Annotated in this window: 20 protein-coding genes; 17 read left to right on the top strand and 3 right to left on the bottom strand. The window is 50.5% G+C overall.

The features are described from left to right. Nucleotides 1-51 precede the first annotated feature (51 nt). The 7 genes from C8J48_RS12600 to C8J48_RS12570 all read left to right on the top strand — a co-directional run bounded on the left by C8J48_RS12600 (nucleotide 52) and on the right by C8J48_RS12570 (nucleotide 7,350). Nucleotides 52-1,068, top strand: coding sequence for a Gfo/Idh/MocA family protein (locus C8J48_RS12600; RefSeq protein WP_107727347.1), 1,017 nt, complete (start codon nucleotides 52-54; stop codon nucleotides 1,066-1,068). 20 nt (nucleotides 1,069-1,088) lie between these two features. Continuing rightward, nucleotides 1,089-2,147 (top strand): Gfo/Idh/MocA family protein, encoded by a 1,059-nt coding sequence (locus tag C8J48_RS12595; protein ID WP_107727345.1) that lies wholly within the window; start codon nucleotides 1,089-1,091, stop codon nucleotides 2,145-2,147. Between the two features lie 87 nt (nucleotides 2,148-2,234). Continuing rightward, on the top strand, nucleotides 2,235-3,509 hold the full coding sequence (locus C8J48_RS12590; RefSeq protein ID WP_107727343.1) for an ABC transporter substrate-binding protein: 1,275 nt from the start codon (nucleotides 2,235-2,237) through the stop codon (nucleotides 3,507-3,509). 90 nt (nucleotides 3,510-3,599) lie between these two features. Then, nucleotides 3,600-4,892, top strand: a complete 1,293-nt coding sequence (locus C8J48_RS12585; RefSeq protein ID WP_107727738.1) for a carbohydrate ABC transporter permease — start codon at nucleotides 3,600-3,602, stop codon at nucleotides 4,890-4,892. Nucleotides 4,893-4,897: 5 nt separating this feature from the next. Further along, nucleotides 4,898-5,725 carry a carbohydrate ABC transporter permease gene (locus tag C8J48_RS12580; RefSeq protein ID WP_107727342.1) on the top strand — a complete coding sequence of 276 codons (828 nt, stop codon included), beginning with the start codon at nucleotides 4,898-4,900 and terminating at the stop codon, nucleotides 5,723-5,725. 26 nt (nucleotides 5,726-5,751) lie between these two features. After that, complete coding sequence (locus tag C8J48_RS12575; RefSeq protein ID WP_107727340.1) at nucleotides 5,752-6,786, top strand: LacI family DNA-binding transcriptional regulator; 1,035 nt, start codon at nucleotides 5,752-5,754, stop codon at nucleotides 6,784-6,786. Nucleotides 6,787-6,882: 96 nt separating this feature from the next. After that, nucleotides 6,883-7,350 (top strand): hypothetical protein, encoded by a 468-nt coding sequence (locus C8J48_RS12570; protein ID WP_107727338.1) that lies wholly within the window; start codon nucleotides 6,883-6,885, stop codon nucleotides 7,348-7,350. 116 nt (nucleotides 7,351-7,466) lie between these two features. Here the strand turns inward: C8J48_RS12570 and C8J48_RS12565 are convergent, their stop codons facing one another. Further along, complete coding sequence (locus C8J48_RS12565) at nucleotides 7,467-8,081, bottom strand: GNAT family N-acetyltransferase (protein WP_170105461.1); 615 nt, start codon at nucleotides 8,079-8,081, stop codon at nucleotides 7,467-7,469. 118 nt (nucleotides 8,082-8,199) lie between these two features. On the opposite strand from C8J48_RS12565, the gene C8J48_RS12560 reads away from it, so the two are divergent. From C8J48_RS12560 to arsC, 6 genes are all read left to right on the top strand, one after another. Further along, a complete protein-coding gene (locus C8J48_RS12560) occupies nucleotides 8,200-9,396 on the top strand; it encodes a hypothetical protein (protein ID WP_107727334.1) in 1,197 nt (398 codons plus the stop codon). Then, nucleotides 9,397-10,002 (top strand): histidine phosphatase family protein, encoded by a 606-nt coding sequence (locus tag C8J48_RS12555; protein WP_107727331.1) that lies wholly within the window; start codon nucleotides 9,397-9,399, stop codon nucleotides 10,000-10,002. A gap of 47 nt (nucleotides 10,003-10,049) precedes the next feature. Beyond that, nucleotides 10,050-10,610, top strand: a complete 561-nt coding sequence (locus tag C8J48_RS12550) for a histidine phosphatase family protein (RefSeq protein WP_107727328.1) — start codon at nucleotides 10,050-10,052, stop codon at nucleotides 10,608-10,610. Nucleotides 10,611-10,774: 164 nt separating this feature from the next. Beyond that, the gene (locus C8J48_RS12545) at nucleotides 10,775-11,086 is read left to right on the top strand and encodes an ArsR/SmtB family transcription factor (RefSeq protein WP_107727326.1); all 312 of its coding nucleotides are present in this window, start codon (nucleotides 10,775-10,777) and stop codon (nucleotides 11,084-11,086) included. 27 nt (nucleotides 11,087-11,113) lie between these two features. Continuing rightward, nucleotides 11,114-12,406 carry an arsenic transporter gene (locus tag C8J48_RS12540; protein ID WP_107727737.1) on the top strand — a complete coding sequence of 431 codons (1,293 nt, stop codon included), beginning with the start codon at nucleotides 11,114-11,116 and terminating at the stop codon, nucleotides 12,404-12,406. 23 nt (nucleotides 12,407-12,429) lie between these two features. Next, nucleotides 12,430-12,864 carry an arsenate reductase (thioredoxin) gene (arsC, locus tag C8J48_RS12535; RefSeq protein WP_107727324.1) on the top strand — a complete coding sequence of 145 codons (435 nt, stop codon included), beginning with the start codon at nucleotides 12,430-12,432 and terminating at the stop codon, nucleotides 12,862-12,864. A 111-nt stretch (nucleotides 12,865-12,975) separates the two neighbouring features. Here the strand turns inward: arsC and C8J48_RS12530 are convergent, their stop codons facing one another. Together C8J48_RS12530 and C8J48_RS12525 are read right to left on the bottom strand one after the other, a co-directional pair. Next, the gene (locus tag C8J48_RS12530) at nucleotides 12,976-13,884 is read right to left on the bottom strand and encodes a metal-dependent hydrolase (RefSeq protein WP_170105459.1); all 909 of its coding nucleotides are present in this window, start codon (nucleotides 13,882-13,884) and stop codon (nucleotides 12,976-12,978) included. A 141-nt stretch (nucleotides 13,885-14,025) separates the two neighbouring features. Further along, nucleotides 14,026-14,931 (bottom strand): diacylglycerol/lipid kinase family protein, encoded by a 906-nt coding sequence (locus C8J48_RS12525; RefSeq protein WP_107727319.1) that lies wholly within the window; start codon nucleotides 14,929-14,931, stop codon nucleotides 14,026-14,028. Between the two features lie 205 nt (nucleotides 14,932-15,136). Here C8J48_RS12525 and C8J48_RS12520 point away from each other — a divergent pair, with 205 nt between their 5' ends. The 4 genes from C8J48_RS12520 to C8J48_RS12505 all read left to right on the top strand — a co-directional run bounded on the left by C8J48_RS12520 (nucleotide 15,137) and on the right by C8J48_RS12505 (nucleotide 20,025). Continuing rightward, entirely contained in the window at nucleotides 15,137-15,790 is a 654-nt protein-coding gene (locus C8J48_RS12520; protein WP_107727317.1) for a class I SAM-dependent methyltransferase, read from the top strand. Nucleotides 15,791-15,926: 136 nt separating this feature from the next. Beyond that, complete coding sequence (locus tag C8J48_RS12515) at nucleotides 15,927-17,327, top strand: sigma-54 interaction domain-containing protein (protein ID WP_245891144.1); 1,401 nt, start codon at nucleotides 15,927-15,929, stop codon at nucleotides 17,325-17,327. 474 nt (nucleotides 17,328-17,801) lie between these two features. Then, nucleotides 17,802-19,217: a GntP family permease gene (locus C8J48_RS12510; protein WP_107727315.1), complete on the top strand. Its 1,416-nt coding sequence runs from the start codon at nucleotides 17,802-17,804 to the stop codon at nucleotides 19,215-19,217. Between the two features lie 34 nt (nucleotides 19,218-19,251). Further along, a complete protein-coding gene (locus C8J48_RS12505) occupies nucleotides 19,252-20,025 on the top strand; it encodes a 3-hydroxybutyrate dehydrogenase (RefSeq protein WP_107727313.1) in 774 nt (257 codons plus the stop codon). Nucleotides 20,026-20,095: the final 70 nt, after the last annotated feature.

Here is a 20,095-nt window from a genome sequence, read left to right as displayed (position 1 = left end):
TCACATGGAGCAATGTGAAAATCCATTTTCAGGAGAAAGGGGACTCATTTGATGGAATCAGTAAAGATCGGCGTCATCGGCTGTGGCAGTATCAGTATCCATCGCCATATTCCGGAGTATTTCAAACATGCAAACGCACAGCTGGTCGCTTTTTGTGATGTAGATGAGCAGCGGGCACAGGCGGCAGCGTTGGAGTATGGGGGGCAAGTGTATACCGACTGGCGGGAGCTGCTTCAGCAGGAAGAGTTGGATGCAGTCAGCGTCTGTACGCCCAATGTGGATCATGCCCCCATCACCATTGCCGCTCTACAGGCAGGCAAGCATGTGTTGTGTGAAAAGCCGATGGCTACATCAAAGGAAGAGGCACAGGCGATGGTGGAAGCAGCAAAGCAAAACGGCGTCCAATTGATGATTGGACACAATCAACGCCTGATGCCTCCGCATGTAAAAGCGAAAGAGATTCTAAAGAGCGGCAAACTGGGACGGGTGCTCACCTTCCGTACGGCTTTTTCACACGGTGGGCCGGAAGGTTGGAGCGTGGATGGTGCGGACAGCTGGTTTTTTCGGAAAGAGCGCGCATTTGTCGGTGCTTTGGGAGATCTGGGCGTACACAAGGTAGACCTGTTGCGGTGGTTACTGGAAGATGAAGTCATAGAAGTGGCCGCTTTTACCGACACCTTGGAAAAGAAGGGGGATGTGGAGGATAACGCGGTGATGTTACTCCGCACCCGCAGCGGCGCCTTTGGCACCTTGGCGGCCAGCTGGACGCATCACCCCAGCGAGGACAACAGCACGGTTATCTATGGGGAAAAGGGATATATTCGGATTGTGGATGATCCGGTTCATCAGGTGATTGTCTACCATGTGGACGGCACGGTGGAAAAGGTTGAAATGGGCGGTATCGCCACCAATGACGACCAGACGGATAGCGGTGTGATTTCGGCTTTTGTCGATGCCATCGTTGGCGGAACCCCCAACCCGATTCCGGGAGAAGAAGGAATGAAATCCCTGGAAGTCGTGCTGGCAGCGGTAGAAGCGGCGGAAAAGAAAACGGTTGTGACGCCATAAGCGACTAAAGGAGATCACGTATGAAAAAAGCGGAATGGAAAGTGGGCATTATCGGGGCTGGTGGCATTTCAGCGGCCCATATTGAAGCGCTGGCACAAGAGCCACGAGCGCAGTTATGTGCGATTGCCGACCTGGATGAAGCGGTGGCTCGGTCTCGCGTCAACGACTACGGCAATCCCGCAGTGTATCGGGATTATCAGAAAATGTTGGAGCAGGAGCAGTTGGACGGGGTAATTATCTGTTTGCCCAATCACCTGCATGAGCAGGTGGCGATTGCGGTTCTGGATGCGGGTTGCCATGTGTTGTGCGAAAAGCCCTTGGCTACCAGCGCTGACGCCGCCCGCCGCATGGCGGAGCATGCTCGCCGCACCGGTAAGGTTTTGATGGTGGGACAAAACAATCGCTTTCGTGCAGATGCGCAATTGCTGAAGCGTTTACTTACCGACGATCGTCTAGGCGATGTCTACCATGCCAAGGCGGGCTGGATTCGGCGCAACGGTATTCCGGGGTGGGGTAGTTGGTTTACCGATCGAGAGCGCGCCGGCGGTGGCCCGTTGATTGATATCGGTGTTCATATGTTGGATTTAACCTTATGGTTGTTGAACTTTCCCCGTCCGGTCTCCGTTTTTGGACAAACTTACGCCCGCTTTGGCCCACACAAAAAAGGGTTGTCTGCCTGGGGAACGGTGATGGCGGAAGGTCGATTTGACGTGGAGGATTCAGCGGTGGCGCTGATTCGCTTTGATAACGGATTTACGTTAAATCTGGATGCCAGCTGGGCTTCTCATATCCCTAAGGAACGGGCCTATGTCGATTTGTTGGGAGAGACGGCGGGAGCGTCACTCGATTTCTACAGTCAACGGCTTCGCCTCTTCCAGGAAGAAACGGGAATACCAGTCGATGCGGAAATGACGCCGGGACCCCAACATGACCGTCTCCAACTTTTATCCAATTGGATCGGTGTCATGGCTGGAACCGAGCAGCCGATTTGTACAGCGGAGCAAGGGGTTGAAGTTTTGCGTATTTTGGATGCAATTTATACTTCAGCTCAAACGGGTCAATCGGTGTCATTGGATTAAACATCAATGCGATAAAGGGGGTGATCCCTTTTTTACAACCTTTTGAAAGCGCTTACGCCAATCAAACAGCATGGGGAGGAAAGCGAGATGAAAGCGTGGAGAAAAGTGTTGTCGATTGGAACGGCTGCGCTCCTGGTTTTTTCTCTGGCGGCATGTGGACAATCGACGGATAAAGCAGACGGTGGCGACGGTGACGTGGTGACCATCACCTACGCCCGCGGGAAAGATCAAACCGGTGCGTCGACGAAACTGATTGAAGCCTTTGAAGAGGCACACCCCAACATCAAAGTGGAATTTAAAGAGATGCCTTCCGACACCGGGGTGAGCCATGATCAATATGTCACCATGTTTAGCGGAGGCTCCGATGAGATCGATGTATTTGACTTGGATGTGATCTGGCCCGCTGAATTTGCCCAGGCTGGATATCTTCAACCCTTGGATCGCTTTATTGAAAAAGACGGCATTAAGTTGGACGAATATGTCCAGGGCGCTGTTGACGCCGGTAACTACAACGGCCGCCAATGGGCAATGCCGAAATTCCTGGATGCGGGTTTGCTCTATTATCGTACCGATCTGGTAGATAACCCGCCGCAAACCTGGGATGAATTGATTGAACAGGCGGAGGATTTAAAAGGAGAAGGCGGAACGAAGTACGGTTACCTGCTGCAAGGAAAACAGTATGAGGGACTGGTTTGCAACTTTATCGAATTTATCGGCTCTTATGGCGGTGAAGTGTTGGATAAGGAAGGGAAAGTAGCCATCAACAGTCCGGAAACGGTCAAAGGTTTAAATAAAATGATGGAGATTGCCCAGTCTGATTTTGTCCCCGGCAATGTTACCGCTTTGACTGAAGTGGAAACCGATGCCATCTACGGGGAAGGGGAAGCGGTGTTTGACCGGCAGTGGCCTTACCACTTTGCCAAGATGAATGAAGAAGGTTCCAAGGTGAAAGGGAAAGTGGAGATTGCTCCGCTCCCTGCGGGAGATGCCGGCAGTGCCGCTGCTCTGGGTGGTTGGTCCAGCGGCATCAACGCCAATTCGAAACACAAACAGGAAGCATGGGAGTTCATCAAATTTATGAACGGCCCGGAGGGGCAGAAGATCTCTGCCGTTGACGGAGGCTTGGCCCCTACACTGTTGCCGCTGTACGAAGATGATAAGGTGAAACAAGCCAGCCCGCTCTTTGACAGCGACGACTATGTAGAAGGAATCAGCAACGCCATTTCACGCCCGGTTTCTCCGGAGTATCCCAAGATCTCCGATGTAATCCAAACGGAAGTTTCCAGCGCCATCGCCGGCAAACAAACCGCTGAGCAGGCCGTAAAAAACATGGATAAAAAGCTGAAAGAGATTATCAAGTGAGATAGGAAGCCTGGGGCGGAAGTGAGAACGGCTTCCGCTCCACCCTTTTATACACGGTCCCATCTCAAGGAGAAACGTGGGTGAATGTTGATGAAAAAGGGACTCTCAGAGCGCAACATCGGGTATCTATTGATTCTGCCCGCGTTGTTGCTGATTTTGGTGATTGCCATCTATCCGGTGGCCCGTTCTTTTTATCTCAGTTTATATGATATTCGTCTCAATGATCCGACAAAATCGGAACCGCATCGCCAGTACGCCATCGATGTGGATCGGTATGCGGATAATCTGTTGCTGTTGGGATCAGCTTTGGATCGAGAAATCGAGCAGGCTGAGGGTGATGCACAGGAGCGATTGACGCAATTGCGGGGAGAATTAGAGGAGGTTCAAGGGGTGTTGGCAGAGGATCCCGCATTTGTAGAGCGATTTGAAACCGTGGATAATTTGCTCCTGGAAGGCGAGGATGTCCCTGCAGAGTTAAAACGGATCACGATTCAAAACGAGCAGGCGGATGTAGTGGTAGACAAGTTTCGTAAAATCAATACCATCTTGGTCGACCTCAATCGGCAACAAGCTTTAGCTGACGGAAAGCGAGTCGTAGGCTTATCCAACGGTCTCAAGGAAACGGTGATTGAACCCAACTTTATCGGGCTTCAATATTACAAAGATTATATCCAGGATGGACGCTTATGGTCCTCACTCAACAATACAATGGTCTTTACCGTTATTTCAGTAACGCTGGAGTTGTTGCTGGGCCTGTGGATTGCGATGGTGATCAATCGTCAGTTTGTAGGGCGTGGCGTCGTTCGAGCAGCTGTGCTCATTCCTTGGGCTTTGCCGACAGCGGTGGCGGCGATGATGTGGAAATTTTTGTTTGACGGCCAAAATGGCGTGATGGCCAAAATTTTTGAATCAATCGGTCTGATTCCCGATATGGGTGTGCTGTTAACCACTAAGTTTTGGTCGATGTTTGCCGTGATCTTTGCTGATGTATGGAAGACGACACCATTTATGGCGCTGCTGATCCTGGCGGGATTGCAGACAATTCCGCGCAATCTGTACGAGGCGGCGGAGGTGGATGGCGCTTCGAAAATTCAACAATTTTTTCGAATCACGTTACCGATGCTGCGCACCACGATTCTGGTTGCCCTTCTGTTTCGGACGTTGGATGCCTTCCGCGTGTTTGACCTGATCTATGTGTTGACTGGAGGCGGTCCCGCCAATGCGACTGAGACGATCTCCGTCTACGCCTATAAAACGATGTTTGCCCAGATGAATTTTGGGGCGGGCTCCGCTCTAGCCGTGATTGTATTTATCTGTGTAGCCATTATCAGCATGATTTTTGTGCGGCTGCTTGGACGAGACTTGATCAGCGACGGAAGGTGAAAACGATGAACAAAAAAGCTGGACTGCTGTTTTACCTTTTCCTGATAGGCTTTGTAGTGGTGATCTTGTTCCCCTTTATCTGGCAAGCGTTAACGGCCCTTAAACCACCGGGAGAACTGTTTGGGGCCAGCGCTTTTAAACCTTTTCCCCAAAATCCGACGCTGGATAACTTCGTCAGTGTTTTTACCCAGCGCCCCTTTGCCGCCTATCTGTTGAATAGTACCATCGTGGCAGTGTTTACCACCTTGTACTGTGTCTTTATCGCCGCCATTGCCGCCTATGCGATCGCACGATTGCAGTTTTGGGGCAAAAGCTTTATCTTAGGCATCGTATTGGCAGTTTCCATGTTTCCACAAATTGCCACTATCTCTCCCATCTTTATGTTTATGGAGGGTATCGGTCTGACTAACAGCTATCTGGGGCTAATCATTCCGTATACCACTTTTGCCCTGCCGCTGGCGTTATGGAATCTGACCGTCTTTTTCCGCAAGATTCCGTTTGAGTTGGAAGAAGCGGCCAAGATGGATGGAGCGACCACCATGCAAGCGTTTTGGAAGGTGATCTTTCCGTTGGCGATTCCGGGCACTTTTACCACAGCGATTTTAGTCTTTATCGCCGCTTGGAACGAATTTTTCTTCGCCTTGACCATTAACACCGATGAGGCAATGAAGACCGTTCCGGTGGGCATCGCGATGTTTCAAGGGCGTTTTTCCATCCCATGGGCAGAGATTTCTGCCGCTTCCGTGATTGTGACCATTCCCTTGGTGGTGATGGTATTAATCTTTCAACGGCGGATTGTCGCCGGATTGACGTCTGGTGCGGTTAAGGAATAAAACAAAAAATTAGGTGATAACCGACAATGGGAGTGACGATTCGGGATGTTGCTAAGCGGGCGGGTGTTTCGATCGCTACAGTATCCAGGGTGCTCAATCAATCAAAACCGGTGAGTAACCCGTTGAAACAGCGAATTATGCAAGCGGTGGAAGAGACAGGCTATCGTCCCAATGCGGTAGCGAGAAGCATGATTCGGAAGAAAACAGGGTTGATCGGTGTGATTGTACCGGAGATCGCCAATCCTTATTTTTCTGGCTTGGTGGAAGGGATTGAGGCGGTCGCCAAGGAAAGGGCCTATTACACCGTTTTGGCCATATCAGAAAAGGATGACCGCCGTGAACTGGAATTGCTGCGTATTTTTCAATCGAAACAGATGGATGGAATTCTGTGGGCGGCTGCCCGGTTGGACCCCGCTTGTCAACAGGAAATCATACAATCAAACATTCCATGTGTGATCATCGGACAGCGCTTAAAAAATAAGGATATTCCCTCCGTTGCGATCGATAACCGCCGGGCTGCTTATGAGACGGTCAGTCATCTGATCCAGCTGGGACACCGCCGCATCGGTATGATCCATGGGCCGTTGTGGGACGTTCAATCCGGACGCGAGCGGTTGGAGGGCTATCATCTGGCGCTCCAAACTTACGGTCTTTCCTTCCGTTCCGATTGGACCGCTGAAGCGGGGGAGTTTAATGTGGAGAACGGTTATCAGGGAATGCGAGCGATTTGGCGAACAGCGGAAAAGCCGACAGCGCTCTTTTGCGCCTGTGACCGGTTGGCTGTAGGGGCGATGACCTATCTAAAACAAGAGGGTGTCTCTTTACCGGAGGAATTTTCTGTCGCCGGCTTTGATGATGAAGAGTTGGCTTCTTTGATTACGCCACGGCTGACAACAGTCCGCCACTCCCCTTATCAGATGGGATACAAATCCGCACAAATCTTGACAGACCGAATCAAGGGCAAACGCGACTCCCGCTGTGACGCGATCACGCTGGATTATCAAGTGATTGTGCGCGAGAGTACTGCCATATTAAAACAAGTCTTAACAACAGACCTTTGATACGGTCTGTTTTTTTGTTGTCACCAAATGGAGATGATGATTGACGCAACAACGACTATAATAGGGGGCAAATACTTAGCAAGGACGGTGACAATTGTGAAAAAATGGAGCATCGTGCTGGTGGCGGGCTGCTGTTTGCTACTGGCTGCATGTGGAAATCAGTGGCCACAGCCTAGCCTGGAGCGGGATTTAGATGCAGCCGCGCAAAAGGTAATCAAAAGCGAGGAAGGGATCGGTCAAGGTTCTTCCCTGTTGCGGATGAGTCAAATTGCCAACTTTGATTGGGATTATGTCTATGTATTTGGCCCTGACACTTCCGGAGAGGAGATCAAAGCGCGGATGGGGATCGATTGGGACCAGGCGGAGGATTTAAAGGAGAGAGAAGAGAATTTACTGGTCTTTGTCAAAAACAATAAAGTGGTGCGATTTGTATCCCACCCGCTGGCTAAAGGGGAGTTTGCCGATTTACAGCATCCTCGCACACCAGGAACAGCAGTATTTATCGCTGAAAGAGAAGCCGATGGTAATCAATTGATCCAACCGGTCAATTCCGGTGGCAATTGATGGTTCAGGATTAGTACCCCGGTATCTTTGATTGTTTTTTTGGGAGAGATGGATTTCCGAATGAACGACTCTGTTTCGTATGGAGTGAAGGCGGAAATCCACTCCCGACGCCGAGATCAGGTCCGTAGTGTGGGAGGATTGATTTGGGTAAAGCAGTGATCAACCGGCGATTTCCAGTGACAACGCAACAAGCTGTATAAATGCAGATCGACAAAGCGCCCGTCTTTCCAGGCCCCTTGGCGCAATGTCCCCTCCAGCTGAAATCCGAGACGTTGCGCCACCTGATTACTGGCTTTATTGTCGGTTTCACAGCGAATCTCCACCCGATTGATGTTGTGTCTCTCAAACAGATATTGAATCACCTGTGAGACGGAGCGCTTCATCCAACCCTTGCCGGTGTAAGCAGGAGCTAACCAGTACCCCAATTCTGCGATACGGCTGTTAGTATCAATCCGCTCTACAGTTACCGAACCTGTTAACCGAGCTTGATGCCAAATGCCGAAATGAAGTTGCCTTCCCTTTGAAAAATCAAACAACGACCGTGTGATATATCCTTCTACCGCTTGCAGAGAGTGAATTTCGCGAATCCAGGGAAGCCACGGTTCCAAGTGATTGCGACTACTGTTAATCAAGTGGTAAAGGGATGGGGCATCTTTTAATTGAAACAGGATTAAAACGATTTCAGGATCCCCCTGCAGGATCAACATGGGAGTAACCTGCCTTTTTTCCATTAGCATGATCCTCTGTTTCAACCATCATTCTGGATGTGAATTCCTTTCCAGGGATAGTCGGGAACTCCTTTTTTCGTTAAGATAAAAGTGTGAAGAAGGAGCGACGGAGGGATGCGGAGTGCGTTCTTGGTTTAAAAAAAGCATGGTTTGGCTGATCGGCCTCTGCATTCTGACCGCTTGTGGCTCGGTACAAGCGGTACCGTCATTATCCAACGTGGATCCCGCAAAAGAAGAGGATCAAGAATTTCATCCATATCGCGATGATCAGGTTCCAAAATTGCGGGATTTGATCTCCTACCCTGGCTTCCGGCAATATGCATCACAGAAACCGTATCTGCTGGGTTACAGCCATGATGGTTCCCATATCGCCACTGTGATTTATGAAAAAAAGGCAAACGCTTACCGTATCGATATTTTTCATGTGAGCAACAACACGTTAGTGGAGACGGTTTATGCCCCGGCGGGTGAGGTGGAGGGAGAAAAGGCAGAGTCGGCGGAAGCGGAAATGCTGCAAGCGACGCAGGAGACTTTGGACTGGGGTTATCGCATTAAAGTGCCGGTTCGGCCTCATGAAGTTCCCATTCATCAAAGTATTCATCCTGATCATGAAGAGGGGTGGTCCTTTCGCCTGCGGCAGGATTCAGATCGAATACTTTTGACGGCGGAAGGATTGGGGGAAAAGTGGCAGGTGTACCAATATCCCCTGCAAGAAGGAGAACGGATTCGCCCGCAGTGGACAGTCGTCGCTTTTCCTGAATCCACACAAGGCCCGTGGTCGATCGTCACCGCCACCTATAAACCGGAGCAAGGATTGTCGGCGTTGGTGCAAAGTGTGGATATTCAAAAGTTAGATTCCGCTTGGTCGGAGTCCGCCTTGCATCAGCAAATCGAAAAAGGGTTGGGAGAAGAGGCACAGCTGGTGTACCGAGGCCGGCTGGGTGAGCAAGGGCCGGATGCGGTGTTGGCTGTTCTAGGTGGTGAGGCATCGGAGACACCGACGGCAAATCGGGTCTTGTATCGTGGAACAGTCCAACGCTTCATTCTGTTTGATACCGCGGGAAACATCTATCTCCGCGGCAATGCTGCCGGTTTGGTGGAAAAGGAGCAAGTCCGGGTCGATCCTGAGATCCCCAAAGATGATGATGTCCAATTTCGCCTTCTGCTAACCGAAAAAGAGACCGGCGATGGGGAACGCCAGCGTCTGTTGTTAATCGATCAGATCGATGGCGAGGGGCATTTGGTCCGTGCATATGAATGTATCTGGAATGCGGAGAACGGTCGCTTTGAGCGAATGACAGCGAAAGGGGCAGAGTAATTGGAGACGCATATCTATCTAATCCGACACGGAGAAACCCGATGGAACCGAGAAAAAAGAGTTCAGGGACATCATGACGAACCGCTGTCGCCAGAAGGTGTGGAACAGGCGCAGAGACTGGCAAAGCATATGAAGGAGTGGCCTTTGGATGCTGTATACGCCAGCGATTTATCCCGAGCGATTCAAACGGCGGAAATGCTGGGGCGGGATCGCGGGTTGGAAGTGAAACCATGCCCGGAGATTCGAGAGCGGTTTTTTGGTGAGTGGGAAGGGTTGCCAATTGAAGAGGTAAAGCGAAACCATCCCGATGAATGGGAAGAGGTTTGGTACCGCGGCGGTTGCTATGGCGTGGAAAAGGCGGAAGACGCTCAGCGGCGGATGATGACCTGGTTGGAGGAGCTGTTGGAACGTCACCGCGGTCAGCGTGTAGCGGTTGTAAGCCATGGCGGCAGTATTAACGCAGTCCTGGATAAGGTAAGCCGTGGAGAACACGGTCCAGGACGCACCCGCATTCGCAATACGGCGGTTTCCCATTTGCTCCACCATCGTGAAGAAGGGTGGCGTGTGGTTACGGTAAACCAGGATGACCATTTGCAAAAAGTGTGATCAAAAATAAATCACCACTTTCGGGCGTACCATGTGGGGGGAGTTGGATGGAATGGTTGTTGGTTCGACATGGGAGTGCGATGGGCCAAGAGGCGGATGCTCCGCTGACTGAGCAGGGGAAATGGGAAGCGGTTGCCTTGGCGGAGGTGCTGTTGCCGTTTCAACCGGATCAGGTGGTGACGAGCCCCTATCGAAGGGCGATTGATACCATCGCTCCGTTTGTGGAGCAAAGCGGGGCTTCGCTCGTAGTGGATGACCGCCTGCGGGAACGTGTGTTGAGCGCCCAGCCGCGAACGGATTGGCTCCAGTGGTTACAGGCATCCTTTGCCGACTTCGATCTTTCTCTAACAGGCGGGGAATCCAACCGCGAAGCGATGCAACGGGCGGTATCGCTGCTGACAGAATGGGAGCAATCCAGGGCAAACCGGGTGGTGATCGTAACTCACGGTGCGTTATTAACCTTGCTGTTGCACCACTTTGATTCCCGCTTTGGCTTTGAGACGTGGAAACAGCTGTCTAACCCGGACCTTTATCAGGTGGATGTGAGGAACGGACAGGCAAGCGTGACGCGGTTATGGTCTGCTGGAAATATGTGTAATATGAGATGATTGCCACCGCTTTGGTCATAGACCCATTAAGTAGACAGTAAATAAAGAGCTTTTTTATGTTACGAGTGCTTTTCGATACTCAATCGGGGAGCGCTCGCTTAATTTAGTCATTCATTTTGACAATATATATCGTTATATGCTTATATGTAAATGAGGTGATTGATATGGATATAGATAAACTTGCAGAGATCTATAAGGCTCTCGGTGATAAAACCCGGCTTCGTATCCTTTCACTTTTGAAAGCGGAGGAGCGCTGTGTCTGTGAACTGGTGGAGTTTCTTGGTATTTCCCAGCCAACCGTCTCTCAACATATGCGCAGATTGAAAAGTGTTCATCTGGTGAAAGAACGCCGCCAAGGACGGTGGGTGTATTACTCCTTGGATGGAAGCGCTTGGCCCTTTTTTCATTTCATCTTAGAGTCTCTTCCAGATCCAGAACAAGAAAATAAGACGGTACGAAAGGTAGTTTGTGACTAAGAAACAGCAAAGAAGGGACATCGTGTGATGAGTTGGATTGCTTTTGCGGTTTTTGTAATTACGTTGGTATTTGTCATCTGGCAACCCCGTGGCTTGTCCATCGGTTGGTCAGCAACTGGTGGAGCTCTCCTGGCTTTATTATTCGGGGTTGTCAGCCTAAACGATGTCTGGACCGTAACGGGGATCGTCTGGAATGCTACCTTGGCCTTTGTAGCAATCATTTTAATCTCCTTGATTCTTGACGAAATTGGATTCTTTGAATGGGCAGCTCTCCATATGGCCCGCCTTGCTGGTGGAAACGGACGCAAGATGTTTGTCTATGTCGTCTTATTGGGGGCAGCGGTGGCGGCTTTCTTTGCCAACGACGGGGCCGCCCTGATTCTCACCCCGATCGTGTTAGCAATGGTGCGAGCACTTCGCTTTGAAGAGAAAATGATCTTTGCCTTTGTGATGGCCAGCGGCTTTATTGCTGATACTACTTCGTTGCCGCTGGTGGTGAGCAACCTCGTCAACATTGTCTCCGCTGACTACTTTGGGATTGGTTTTGTGGAGTACGCATCGCGCATGATCATCCCTAACTTTTTCGCCTTGGGAGCAAGCCTCCTTGTTTTATTCCTATTTTTCCGGAAGAGTATCCCGAAAGATTACGATCTTGCAAATCTACAGAAGCCCATAGAGGTTGTTAAAGATCTACGTCTTTTTCGTTTCTCGTGGATAATTCTTGGCTTTCTGTTAGCAGGGTATCTCTTTAGCGAATCATTGGGAGTTCCAGTATCTATAATCGCTGGTGCAGCGGCTGTTTGGTTCATTTTAGCAGCTCGGCGCAGTCCCGCCATTCGGACGAAGCATTTAGTAAAAGATGCTCCCTGGGCAGTCGTTGTTTTCTCAATCGGTATGTACGTGGTGGTTTACGGACTGAAGAACGTAGGACTCACCAATGCTCTTGCTGGGGTGATCCAGTGGACGGCAGATCAAGGTATTTTGGTAGGGACCGTGGGCATGGGATTTATCGCTGCGATCCTGTCTTCCATCATGAATAATATGCCTACCGTGATGATCAACGCCTTAGCGATCAATGCTACTACGACTGACGGACTGATGCGAGAAGCTCTCGTTTACGCGAACGTGATCGGTTCCGATTTGGGTCCCAAGATCACTCCGATCGGTTCACTGGCGACCTTGCTCTGGCTTCACGTCCTCACTCGTAAGCGTGTGAAGATCACCTGGGGTTATTACTTTAAGGTGGGCATCGTGCTGACGATTCCAACCCTGCTGATTACACTCCTCGGCCTGTATGCATGGCTGATGCTGGTTTACTAATATCGATTCATGGAGGGATTGAAATGAATAAGAAAAAAACGATTTATTTCCTTTGTACCGGCAACTCTTGTCGCAGTCAGATGGCGGAAGGATTTGGCAAACAGATCCTTGGGGATCGTTTTAATGTTTACAGTGCTGGTATCGAGGCACATGGTTTAAACCCAAAGGCAGTGCAGGCGATGGCGGAGAAGGGAATCGACATTTCTAGTCAGACCTCCGATATCATCGATCCTGGGATCCTAAATAATGCCGACTACGCCATCACTTTATGCGGGGATGCTAATGACAAGTGTCCGATGACTCCGCCTCATGTGAACCGTCAGCATTGGGGTTTTGACGATCCGGCGAAGGCGGAGGGGACAGAAGAGGATGTCTGGGCCGTTTTCCAGCGGGTTCGTGATCAGATTGAAGAGCGAATCTGTCAGTTTGCAGATGAAACCAAGATCAAAAATAATTGATGCATCAATCCATACATCAAAAAAAGTTGAACCGATAGGTTTTTTTTCACACTCTTACCTGAGGGGATAATATCACCACCGCATTCATCAAGGCGGTGGCTTTGGTGTCTCTCATTTTGGAACGATCACTTCTGAAGTCAATAGCCCCCGAAAATTTCGGCCAAAACGGGGATCAAAAATGGTCACTTTCCAGTCGGCATCGGTCTCTTCCACATTGACTCCATAATCGGGCAAAAAGCGAACCAGCGCCTGGACTTCTCCATCTTTTAATGCTTCTTTTACTGCGGAAGTGTGCGCTTTCCGGTTGTCTTGTTCTTCTCCGAGCGGGGTAATTCCGGTCCAAAGGCTGCCTTGATAGTAGAGAAAGCGATCCCCTTCCCGGGCTACTAATTGAAACTGAGTGGGAACAAAACTGGCTTGAAAGGTGACATAATCCGGATTGGACACTTGTGTACGCACTTCTGAGGCGAGGGCGGCGCCCTGTATCCCCTGAGCCGCTACATACAGGAGGATCACAGCCCAAAAAGTTCGAAACACACGGATGCTGTCAAAACGGCGGCGGAGGAGAAAGGCAGTGACAAAAGCGAGTAGGATCACAACATCAATAATCGGCAAAAAGCCGAGGGAGTATCGTTCGGAACTGAGTGGTTCCCAGATTCCGGTTCCCCAGGTGTTAAACAAATCAAAGGAGATATGAACAACGAGAGCGAGTAAAGCGAGGCCAAATGCAGTTTTAAAGCGGATCGATCGGTTAAACAAGATGACGATGCCAACAGTCAGCAGCGCCAGCACCGGGGTAGCGAGATAAGAGTGGGTGATGGCCCGATGCCAAGTAAGGTAAGCTTCTTGACTGATCACTTCGGTAAAACCCTCGATATCCGGCAGCTCACTTGCGACGATGGCGGTGGCGGCATATCCGATTCGTTCTTTTTTACTCCAATCCCGCTGTTTGGTCGCGGCATAAACGGCATAGCCGAGTAAAGCGTGGGTAACGGTATCCAATTGTTTTCCCCTCTCCATGTAGAAAATCTCTTTATTAATGCTCCAAATCCAGGCCATGCGAAGCGAAACCCGGGAATGAAGTGATTGAGGCGAGACTCAAAATGACATGGGTGAAAGCGAGTTGGTGGTAATTTACGACCTCCCCGCCGCTAAAGGGGTCTAGCTTGTGGTGGTCGCGATTCGTTCCCCCATTAACACGGTGAGATGGCGAGGGAGTATGGTTAGCTCCGTCGGCGTCATCCTCCCTTTTTCGCCGTCACAATCCACTTCCTGAGCGGGGGAGGCTTTTACTTTGAGTGAAGGGGTTTGAAAATAGAGAAAATCATCACTTTCCGGCCACTCCTTGGTGAGATGGGAAAGTAACATTGACCAAGCCCCTTCGAAAGAAGTCTCTTTAATAATTAACACATCCATCATGCCATCGTCCAGTCTGCTATATGGAAAAAAGCCACGCACGCCCCCGACAAAAGAGCCGTTGCCTGCAATCAACATATCCGCCGGGCCGGTAAAGGCGACCTCAGTGCCTTTCACTTCCAGTTGAAACGGGCGTGTGACCTGCAGATGTTGAGCGGCACTCATATAGTAAGCAAGACGACCGAGTCGTTCCTTTTCAGTGGAATCAATGCCATCAGAGATGCGGGTGATCAGGCCAATTCCCCAAAAGTTGAGAAAATATCCGCCGGGTTGGCTGTATCCCACATCAATTTGTTTTTCGTTGTAGGCGAGAATTTGCTCCACGGCGTGTAAAGGATCCTGCTCCATTCCGAGTGCACGGGAGAAATCGTTGCAGGTACCTCCAGGTAGGATGGCGAAACGGGGGCGCTGATTGAGAGCGGCGAGGGCATTTACCACCTCATACACCGTCCCGTCTCCGCCGGCGGCGATGATCAGATCTCGCTCTGCCCCTACTTTCCACACGCGTTTGGCTCCGTCACCAGGTTGCTTGGTGACGGTTACATCCACATGGCGAAACTGCTGCCGTAATCGATCCGTGATCGATTTCAATTGTTGGATCATCCGCCCTTGTCCTGCTTTTGGATTGACGATTAATTCAACGGATTCCATACATCGTTTCCTTTCTTATATCCGTTTGTAGAGAGACTGTTTTCAATCATTCTACCCCGGAGAAAAAACCTTACCCATAAGGGTACCTATCAAGGTTGCTGGGATAGGTTGCTCTCCCCTTCCGTCTAAAAAGAGTATCCAAGTTTAAAGAGGTAAGTATACTGTTGACACAACGATATTTGCTACGGTAGGGAGAGAGTGTAGGATGACGCGATTTAACGATTTGTTTGATCGGTGGGCGGAGGATTATGATCGGACCGTAGCCGGTCTCCATCCCGAATATCGAGAAGTCTTTGCCGGATATCGAGCGATTTTAGAGAAAGTTGTGCAGGAACTGGGCCTATCTCCCGGGGCTAAAGTATTGGAAATTGGAGTGGGTACGGGGAATCTGAGTCAGCTTTTGCTTGCAGCGGGGCTAGATGTTGTCGGAGTGGAGCCATCAACGCAAATGCGACAGGGGGCTCTTGCAAAACTGCCGGATTTGGCGTTGTATGAGGGTCATTTTTTACAATTACCTTCAACGATTGGATTGGTGGATGGAGTGGTTAGTACCTATGCCTTTCACCATTTACTGGATCAGGAAAAGCGTCAAGCGCTGACACTTCTCCATCGGTCGGTAAAGCCGGGTGGACGCTTAGTATTTGCCGATACGGTTTTTAAAAATGAGGATATCCGTGGCCAAATGCGCCAGGAAGCGAAGGATAAGGGATTTTTGCAGCTGGCGAATGACTTGGAACGCGAATATTATCCCCTGTTGGAACCATTGCAGCAGATGTTTGCGGATACGGGCTGGAAGGCTCAATTTCAGCAGTTGAACCGCTATGTGTGGCTGATGCGAGCGGATAAGCAGTCCAGTTAAAAGGAGATGAATGGGGGCCTGCTCCTGCCGTTAACCACAGGCTGAAGCGGCTTGTCTCCCTTTCTTATGAAAAAAGGGAGACAAGCCGCTACTGTCGAAAGAGTTCTCTATGGAGTAAAGCGGCGGAGGCAATGATATGGAAGCACATTTGGATAGCATGATGGAGGAGTTACGCATTTGCCGGGAAACCAAGGCGATGCTGGAGGCTGCTTTTGAAAGCGCTTACGAAGGGATCGTTGTAACCGATCCGCAGGGAACCGTGCGTATGTTGAACGAAACATACGCACGCTTTTTAGGGGTAAAAGCGGGTGATGTCATCGGGAAACATGTGACGGAAGTAGTAGAAAACACCCGGATGCATATCGTAGCGAAGACAGGAAAGGCGGAGCTGGCTCAAGTGCAGCGGATTGGAGAAGGGGATATGGTGGTCCACCGAATTCCTATCAAACAAGGGGGACGCGTCAAAGCGGTGGTGGGAAAAGTCCTGTTTCAGGATGTGCGGGAGCTGCACGCACTGTCGGCCCGAGTTTTGCAGTTAAAGCAGGAGTTGGATTACTACAAGGGAGAGTTGATCAAGCATCTGGGGGTAAAGTATGGACCAACGGATATAACGGGGACCAGTCCAGCGATCCAAACCGCTAAAAAATGGGCTGAGCGGGCCGCACTTACCGATTCCACCGTTTTGATCACGGGAGAGAGTGGGACGGGCAAGGAATTGTTCGCCCATTCGATTCATCGGTTGAGCCACCGCAATCGGGGCCCTTTTGTTAAGCTGAATTGTGCCGCCATCCCTGACAATCTGGTGGAATCCCTGCTCTTCGGTTACACGGATGGGGCTTTTACCGGAGCGGTTAAAGGAGGGCGCAAAGGGAAATTTGAAATGGCTCATCGGGGTAGTATCTTTTTAGATGAGATTGGGGAACTGTCTTTGCCGATGCAGGTGAAGCTATTGCGGGTATTGCAGGAAAAAGAGGTGGAACCCGTCGGTAGTGTGAATGCGGTCAAAGTAGATGTTCGTATCATTGCCGCCACCAATCGCAACCTGGAAGAAATGGTGTCGGACGGGGAATTCCGCGAAGATCTCTATTATCGCCTCAACGTCATTTCGCTAAAAGTGCCTCCACTGCGGGAGCGAAGCGATGATATTCCCCTGTTGGGCATGGAACTGATGAGAAAGCTATCCACGGAGGTTGGGGTGAAGGCCAAAGGGATTTCGACACAAGCGATGGAAGCGTTGCAAGCTTATCATTGGCCTGGCAATGTGCGTGAGCTGAAGAATGTGTTGGAGCGTGCCCTTCATTTGGTGGAAGCGGATGAGATTCAGTTGGACCATCTTCCCCTTCATCTTAGCGGGCGCGAAGGGACCGCCAACCGTCCCGTTTCATTAAAGGATGCCGTAGCCCATGCGGAACGGGAAGCCCTGCGACACTCGCTCACCCTATCCGGGGGCGACCGCAATCGAGCTATTCAGCTGCTGGGCATCAGCCGTTCGGGATTTTATCAAAAGCTGAAGAAATACGGCATGGATCAGGAATGATGTAAAGGGTAGTGTGAGGGGGTTATTCCTCCTCCCTACTTACGAAAGAAAAGATACCCTGACGCCATTAATTGTAATAGGGAGACAACTGCAAAAATGGGTCCGATTGACCACATGGCTATGAATGCAACTACAGCTCATTTTTTTGACTGAACGTATCCTCATAAGTTTTTCATAGTCCATTATTATGGACTGAAGTCCAATAATCTGGACAATAGAAGGACAACAACAATGGTGGGAGTGGTGAAGGGCGTTTTCAATGCAACGTCCATTGTTCTGGACGGAAAATATCGCTAAAAAATCGATTCATCTCCCTACATCAGCAGGTAACGTTTTTATTTATTTGCGACTCCAGGTCGACAGCCGCTCGATTTCTAGGCATCCGCTCAGGGATGTCTTTTACTTTGCAGCGCGGATTTGGAATGAAAATTGCAAATATAGACACGGTGAGGTCGATGGAAAGGGGTGTTTACGATGGAAGTGTTAGGAATCTTTTTGGCTTTGGGCCTGTTGATCTTTATGGCGTATCGAGGGTATCCCGTTATTCTGTTTGCACCGGTATTTGCCCTGTTGGCGGCGGTGATGTCCGGGTTGCCGCTGTTGCCCACGTATACTGAGGTATTTATGCCGACGATGGTGAACTATATCAAATTGTACTTTCCTATTTTTTTGTTGGGTGCAGTCTTCGGCAAAATGATGGAAGCAAGCGGAGCCGCTCGTTCGATCGCCAAGGGCTTGATCGATACCTTTGGCCAAAATCAGGCGATCTTAGCAGTGGTACTCACCTGTGCCATTTTAACTTATGGCGGTGTCAGTCTGTTTGTAGTCGCTTTTGCCGTCTATCCTTTTGCAGCGGCATTGTTTCGGGAGTCTGACATCCCAAAGCGGTTGATTCCGGCCACCATTGCATTGGGAGCGTTTACATTTACCATGGTGGCTTTGCCGGGAAGTCCGCAGATCCAAAATATTATCCCGACAGCTTATTTTGGGACGACTTCCTTTGCCGCGCCAGTCATCGGTACGATCGGCGGTATCATCATCTTTGCCGTTGGCTTGTGGTGGCTGAATCGACGTCGAAAGCAGATGATAGCCAAAGGGGAAGGATATGGACCTCACACTCGAAACGAACCGAAAGTAGTAGAAGACGAAAAGCTGCCTGCCTTTTGGCTTTCCCTGGTTCCATTGGGGTTGGTATTGGCGGGTAATGCGCTATTCACCTATGTGGTGCTGCCCGACTGGTATCCACAATCGCTGTTGGAACAATACGACGGCTTAAATCTGGATCAAGTGTTGGGGATCTGGTCGTTGATTCTGGCCCTGGTGTTGGGGATTCTGTTTACTGTATACTTGCGCTGGCTCTACTGTCGTCATAACCCTGATTCAAACGAGGATAGCAACCGTTCAGACCTCAATCTGCCCGCGATTTTGGCTACTGGTACAGCTGGGGCGTTGTTGGCAATTATGAATACCGCTTCTGAGGTGGGATTTGGCAATGTGATCGCTACGATGCCCGGATTTGAAACGGTGGCTGCCTTTTTACTGGGGATGAATGTAAACCCACTTTTGTCTGAGGCGTTGTCGATCAACATTTTGGCGGGAATTACCGGCTCCGCTTCCGGTGGGATGAGTATTGCACTGGATACGATGGGAGCCCAGTATTTGTCCTGGGCCACCAATGTGGGAATCAACCCCGAGTTGTTGCATCGGATCGCTTCCATGTCAGCGGGAGGGATGGATACCCTGCCGCATAATGGTGCGGTCATCACGCTGTTGGCGATTTGCGGGTTGACGCATCGAGAATCGTATCTGGACATCTTGATGATCACCATTATCAGCACCCTTACGGTTCCGTTGATGATCGGTCTGGCTTGGGTAACAGGGTGGGTATAAGCGACGCTTAAACTCTTAGCAAAGGATGATGCAGATGACACAAGCGCGGACAGTGCTCATAACGGGAGCAGCCAGGGGGATCGGATTTCACGTGGCGAAAGCCTTTGCCCAGCGTGGTGATCGGGTGGCGATCGTCGATCTGCGGGCAGAAGAGGCACAACAGGCAGCAGTACAGATTAGTGCTGTGACGGGAGCCAGTCATGTGGAGGGTTATCAAGCAGATATATCCTCCGAGGATGCGGTGCGCCAGGTAGTAAAGCAGATCCGGGAGCTTTGGGGTCCGGTAGAAGTGGCAATCAACAATGCCGGGTTGCAACATATCGACCGGGTGGAGGATTTTCCGCTGGAACAATGGAATCGCCTGATCGGGGTGATGTTGACGGGACCTTTTCTCGTTACCAAGCACGTTGTTCCCGGTATGAAAGAGCAGGGCTGGGGGCGGATTATCAATATCGCCTCGGTGCACGGCAGAACGGCATCCCCGTTTAAATCGGCGTATATTGCAGCAAAACACGGTGTAGTGGGATTGACGCGGACGGTTGCGCTGGAAACAGCGGAAGACGGCATTACGGTAAATGCGATTATGCCGGGAGCGGTCGATACGCCCCTCGTTCGCAATCAGTTGGTGCGGCTGGCCCAGCAGGAGTCCATCAGCGAAGAAGAAGCGCTACACAAGCATCTGTTGCATAAACAGGCCCTCAAACGGTTTATTCAACCGGAGGAAGTGGCGGCTACCGCCGTTTTTCTGGCATCGGACGGAGCGGCATCCATCACCGGAGAGGGCATCGGTGTCTCCGGTGGGTGGTAAAAAGGAGATAAAAGCGATGGTTGGATCATACCCCTTCAGATCTTTTGCTGAAGGGGTATTGGTGTTTGAG

The sequence above is a fragment of the Desmospora activa DSM 45169 genome (assembly GCF_003046315.1).
Lineage (GTDB): Bacteria > Bacillota > Bacilli > Thermoactinomycetales > DSM-45169 > Desmospora > Desmospora activa.
Note: the sequence above shows the minus strand (reverse complement) of the source record. Positions and strands in the feature narration are given on the sequence as shown.